This is a genomic window from Roseateles sp. P5_B10 (assembly GCF_056400485.1).
The window spans coordinates 1-1,320 of record NZ_JBFULE010001132.1 but is presented as its reverse complement, the minus strand read 5'-3'; the positions used below and the strand labels follow the sequence as shown (position 1 = coordinate 1,320).

Genomic DNA, 1,320 nt, shown 5'->3' with positions numbered 1-1,320 from the left:
CGGTAATAAAGGTCGCTGCGGAACTCGTTCTTGGCGGCCTGCTCGCGCAGGTCCGACTTGCTGGCGGCGATGAAGCGCACGTTGATCGGCAGCTCCTCGTTGGAGCCCAGGCGCTCGATGCGTCGCTCCTGCAGCACGCGCAGCAGCTTGATCTGCAGCGCGATCGGCATGGTCTCGATCTCGTCCAGCAGCAGTGTGCCGCCGTTGGCATGCTCGATCTTGCCAATGCGGCGCTTGGCGGCTGACGTGAACGAGCCCGGCTCGTGGCCGAACAATTCGCTCTCGAACAGCGCCTCGGGCAGGCCGCCGCAGTTGATGGCAACGAAATGGCGGTCGCGGCGCGCGCTCTGGTCGTGCAGGCAGCGCGCCACCAGCTCCTTGCCGGTGCCGGTCTCGCCGACGATCAGCACATCTGCCGAGGTGCCGGCCAGATTCAGCACCTGGCGGCGCAGCTGCTGCATGGCCGGAGACTGTCCCAGCAGCGCGGCCTCGATGCCGTTGGCGCGCTGCAGCTGCGTGCGCAGCTCGTCGGCCGAGTGGCGCAGCGTGCGCAGGTCCAGGGCGCGGCGGGCCACGTCCAGCAGGCGCTCGGGCGCGAAGGGCTTTTCGATGAAGTCGTAGGCGCCGGCACGCATGGACTGCACGGCCATGGTCACGTCGCCGTGGGCCGTGATGAGGATGGTGGGAATGCTCGCGTCGGTGGCCTGCACATGGGCCAGCAGCGCGCGGCCATCCATGCCGGGCAGGCGCACGTCGGTGATGACGATGATGGGTGCGCCGGGCTGGATGTGGGGCAGGGCTTCCTCGGCCGTGCGGCAAGGTTGCACGGCAAAGCCCTCCAGCTCCAGCGTCTGCGTGAGGCTGACCCGCACCGGCAGGTCGTCCTCGACGAACACGACCTTGTAGCCTTCAAACATCTTTCGTCTCCGGTACTGCCGCCCAGGTTTCGACGGCAAGGTCGAACTCGAAACTCATGCCGTGCTCCAGGCGTTGGGCACGCAGCGTGCCGCCGAACTCGTGCACGATCTTGGCTGAAATCACCAGGCCCAGCCCCAGGCCTTCGCCAGCGGGCTTGGTGGTGAAGAAGGGCTCGAACAGGCGCTGCAGGTCTGCCTCGCCGACACCGGCACCGCTGTCCTGCACGCGCATCAGGGCGCGGCGCCCGCCATCCTGTGCGATGACCTGCACGCGGAGTTGGCGCTCGGCCTCGTTCTGCATCGCGTCAATGGCGTTGCCGAACAGGTTGACCAGCACCTGCTCCAGCCGGTTGGCCTCTGCCCGCACGCGCAGGCCGGCGGGCACCTCGATCTCGGCCTGCAC

The 1,320-nt window shown here is 68.0% G+C and carries 2 protein-coding genes; both read right to left on the bottom strand.

Translation table 11 applies throughout. The features are described from left to right. Nucleotides 1-917 (bottom strand): sigma-54-dependent transcriptional regulator (locus AC1DU6_RS31470; protein ID WP_477862093.1); only part of this gene is annotated, 917 nt, incomplete at its 3' end. Then, on the bottom strand, nucleotides 910-1,320 hold a 411-nt coding region (locus AC1DU6_RS31465), incomplete at its 5' end, for a sensor histidine kinase (RefSeq protein WP_477862091.1). The genes AC1DU6_RS31470 and AC1DU6_RS31465, both read right to left, overlap by 8 nt.